1 protein-coding gene is annotated in these 644 nt (G+C 29.5%); it reads right to left on the bottom strand.

Annotated features, from left to right (window positions below; translation table 11 throughout):
- Positions 1-297: 297 nt before the first annotated feature.
- Positions 298-543, bottom strand: coding sequence for a hypothetical protein (locus F899_RS00125; protein WP_005407459.1), 246 nt, complete (start codon positions 541-543; stop codon positions 298-300).
- Positions 544-644: the final 101 nt, after the last annotated feature.

Genomic DNA, 644 nt, shown 5'->3' with positions numbered 1-644 from the left:
AATGAATCAAATGAATCAAATGAATCAAATGAATCAAATGAATCAAATGAATCAAATGAATCAAATGAATAGTTGGGTTGCATAAATAAATCAATTAGACTTATTTATTCAGCAATATAATTCCTGAATGAATAAGTTTATAACTAAAACCTATCACACCATTAGTTGAACTACATATAATTATAATATTAAAAATAAAGTATTTTTTTTAATCCCATTTCAATGGGTCATCTTTATATATCTCAATTTATGTTGTAAACATACAATGTAATTTCTAAATAAAAATATCCAATTTTTTTAAATCACTTCAGGATATAAAGCTTTAGCTATGCCAAAGCCAATTAAACCTGCTATGGCTAAATATAGGGCTTTCATGTACCACATGCCCCAAAGTACAGTTATTTTATTTGCTGAAAACTTATGTACTGGCTGACTTAAAAAATTGGTTGTTTGGTTAAATGACTTTTCAGATGCTTCAAGAGCATAATAATTTAATGCGGGGAACAAGCAAGCAACCAATAAAATAGCGATTGCGGGAAACACAAATGCTTTAGGCAGACTAAATTTTATTGCGAATTATAAAGCCGCACCGGCACTGTTGCAAATAACCACGAATGGTAAGCTGAAGACTGTTTTAGCTAAAG

This window comes from Acinetobacter sp. CIP 101934 (genome assembly GCF_000369585.1).
GTDB lineage: Bacteria > Pseudomonadota > Gammaproteobacteria > Pseudomonadales > Moraxellaceae > Acinetobacter > Acinetobacter schindleri.
Note: the sequence above shows the minus strand (reverse complement) of the source record. Positions and strands in the feature narration are given on the sequence as shown.